This is a genomic window from Marinomonas epiphytica (assembly GCF_054780655.1).
In genome coordinates this window covers 133,605-137,092 of the sequence record NZ_BAAGVX010000036.1, presented here as the reverse complement: position 1 = coordinate 137,092, position 3,488 = coordinate 133,605, and the positions used below count along the sequence as shown (strand labels likewise).

The 3,488-nt window shown below is 47.5% G+C and carries 2 protein-coding genes; both read left to right on the top strand.

Annotated elements, in window-relative coordinates; all coding sequences use genetic code 11:
• Positions 1 to 246 precede the first annotated feature (246 nt).
• Positions 247 to 1,200 carry a TAXI family TRAP transporter solute-binding subunit gene (locus ACYVGZ_RS12420; RefSeq protein ID WP_460756017.1) on the top strand — a complete coding sequence of 318 codons (954 nt, stop codon included), beginning with the start codon at positions 247 to 249 and terminating at the stop codon, positions 1,198 to 1,200.
• Positions 1,201 to 1,289: 89 nt separating this feature from the next.
• Positions 1,290 to 3,050 carry a TRAP transporter permease gene (locus ACYVGZ_RS12415; protein WP_460756014.1) on the top strand — a complete coding sequence of 587 codons (1,761 nt, stop codon included), beginning with the start codon at positions 1,290 to 1,292 and terminating at the stop codon, positions 3,048 to 3,050.
• Positions 3,051 to 3,488 lie beyond the last annotated feature (438 nt).

Sequence of the window (3,488 nt, the reverse complement as noted above, 5' to 3'; positions counted from 1 at the left end):
CGGCGCATTACGGCCTGCGGCCTAACGGCGCCCTACGGTTTGGTGATTTGGTGGCGCATGTTTTCAATGGAATTTTGCTTGAATCATGGGTGCTGCGCATCCAACGGCGCATTACGGCCTGCGGTTTGGTGATTTGGTGGCGCATGATTTGAATGAAATTTGATTTTTTAATGCAATGCGCATTACGGTTTGGTGGTTTTCTTTGGTACTATTCTGGGGAAACAATAACACCAAAGAAGGTCGAAGATGAAATTCCATAAAGCGTTGTTAGGTACTGTGCTGGGTTTGGCTGTAGCGCAAGGGGTGTCTGCGCAAACTCAAATTACTTATAAGTCTGCAAAAACGAGCTCTTCGTATTATCAAATGGCGGTGGAAATTGCCCAAGCTGTGAAGAAGGATACGGACAGCGAGGTGATTGTCACGGTTGAAGAAAGCCAAGGCTCGGTACAAAACGTGATGGAAACGGCTTTTCGTGGTGGTAATTATGTGTTCACGACTCCCCCTGCGTTGGTGAGCTTAGCTCAAAGCGGTAAGGCGATGTTTAAAAATCGTGCTAACCCTAAGTTCAATGAAATCCGTGCGTTGTTCCCCATTCCTTCTTTAACCATGCATTTTGTCGTTTCTGATAAAAGTGGGATTGAAAGCTTTGCCCAGTTAGAAGGTAAAGACATTCTGTTAGGTAAAGGCTCTTTTGGTGCGAACGAAGGTGCGAAGTACATTAAGATGTTTGGCCTTGAAGGTAAGATCAATCTGTCGAAAGTGGAATTGTCGAACGCGGTCTCTGCCCTTAAAAATGGCCAAATAGATGGATTTGTCACGGCGGGCTCTTTCCCTGCACCAAATGTGATTGAAGCCGCTGCCGGTACCGGTGTAAAAGTGTTGTCTCTTTCTGATGAGCAAATTGCTCAAACTAAGCGAACTAAGTTGGTGATTCCTGCAGGCACTTATAGTGGGCAAGCCGCAGATATTTCAACAACCTCATTGCCTGTTGTTGCTTACACAACGACAGCGATGGACAATGAGACAGCTTATACTCTAACGAAAGCCTACTGGGGCCAGAAGCAAGCCATGTCGGATACTTCTCCATGGTGGGGCGGTGTTTCTACCCAGATGCTAGAAAATATTCAGGGTAAAATACACCCAGGCGCAGCGCGTTACTATCAAGAAATGGGCGTAGAGTTAACGGCAAATCAACAATAATTAATTCGTGTTTTGGGCCTAGCGTGTCGTTAGGCCCTTGTTATTCCTAAGCAATTTTTCTTCTCAAAAACTGATAATGGGCCATCACTATGCCTAGTAAGTACTTTTGGGCCGGTTTTGGCTTCATCAGCATTATTTTTCACCTTACCTTAATTTTTTCCGGCCTAGTGCCTAACTTGGTTAGCCGCCCCTTGCATATGGCACTGGCTTTGCCATGGGCTTTTATTTTCATTAGCAGTACTTCATGGCAGAAATACACGGGTTATGTGTTTACGATATTAGGTTTGTTGGCAACCGGTTGGGTTGCCTATAACGCTGACTTTTTAGCGGATCAATACGGCTATATTGGTGAACAGTACCAGCTTTGGATTGCTGGGATATTGCTGGTTTGTGTTTTAGAAATGGCTCGTCGCAGTATTGGTTGGCCCTTGCCTCTGGTTGCGGCTTTGGCGTTGGCGTATGGCTTGTTTGGCCATTTGATTCCTGGCGAGTTTGGGCATCCTGGTTTGCCAATCGGTAGCTTTTTAGGCACCTTGACCATTGCCGAAGGCGGTATTTGGGGTAAGCTGACTGGTGTGTCGGTAAGCATAGTTGCCATTTTTGTGATCTTTGGTGCGGTATTAAATGCAGGGGAAGCTGGCCAAGGCTTTATGAATTTAGCGGTCACAGCCGCAGGGCGACTAAAAGGTGGAGCAGCAAAGGTATCGGTTATTTCTTCGGCTTTGTTTGGTTCTATTTCGGGCTCTGCCTCTGCGAATGTTGCCTCAACCGGTGCGATTACCCTGCCTGCTATGCGTAATTTAGGTTACCCAAAATCTTTGGCGGGAGCGACCGAGGCAGTAGCATCGTCTGGAGGTCAAATCATGCCACCCTTAATGGGCGCAGGTGCGTTCGTGATGGTGGAGTTAACAGGAATTCCTTATCAGAGCATTATGCTGGCGGCCATTTTGCCTGCCATTTTGTACTTTTGGGCGGTATGGGTCGGCATTGATGCGTTTGCGCTCAAGCACGATTTAAAGGCAGTAAGCAAAGACCAACGGCCATCAACCAAGCAGCTAATGATCACTTGCAGTTTTTTTATGATTCCGTTTGGTTTGCTGCTATGGGGCATGTTTGGACCTGCTTATACTCCTCAGTTCGCGGCCAGTATCGCAATCTTTGGTGCTGCTGCTTTATTGTTTTTTAATGCCAAAGGGGTGTCTGATAAGAAGCAAATTTGGACTCGGCTTGAAGATGTTGGCATGAATGCGGGTAAACAAATTGCCATGATTGCGTCTATCATCCTGTGTGCGTCGATTGTCGTGGGAGTACTATCAATCACTGGGTTAGGGGTGAAAATTACCTCGCTCATTATTTCCGGGTCATCTGGCATGCTGTGGCTGGCCATATTGCTGACCGCTATTGCTTGTTTGATCCTTGGAATGGAAGTGCCCACCACCGCTGCTTATGTTATTTGTATTTCTGTTGCGGGCCCTGCGTTGTCGCAATTAGGGCTGTCAGCGTTGCAGGCACATTTGTTCGTGTTTTGGTTTGCCCTGTTATCAACCATTACCCCGCCAGTGTGTGGCAGCGTGTTTATAGCAGCGGGTATGGTCAAAGAAAATTGGTTGAAAGTCGCAGGCACCGCCATGATGTTAGGGGTCGGCTTATACCTTATTCCTTTGGCTATGGTCGTCAACCCTTCATTGATTGATTTAGGTAACCAGCCCTTATTAGCGGTATTAGCCGCGTTAAAAATTGCCTTGGCATTGTATTTCATATCCATGGCATTGATTGCGCCTTATGCAATGTTACGAAAAGCCATTTACCTTGTTATCGGCTTAGGTTTGATATTTGGTTTTGGCATTTAGCCACCAAATCGTAATGTGCCATGGGAGCTCAGCACCCATGGTTAAAGCAAGTTCCATTAAAACCATGCGCGCCAAATGTAGGGCGCCGTTAGGCCGAAGGCCGTAATGCGCCGTTGGGTGCGCAGCGCCCATGATTCAACCAAAATTCATCGGGGACAAACGAGGGTCTCGCCCAATTGCGTTGGTGTAACACGAGGGCTTCGCCCAATTGCGTTGGTGTCACACGAGGGCTTCGCCCTCGGCGTCAGATTCGCTTCGCGAACCGTGACCTACGCATCAACATGCAATTTTTCGATTAAACACAATGCCCCGTCAATTTGTAATGCACCACCAAATCGTAGGGCGCCGTTAGGCCGAAGGCCGTAATGCGCCGTTGGGTGCGCAGCGCCCATGGTTGAATCAACATTATTCGGGGTTATTCGAAGGGCATCATCAATT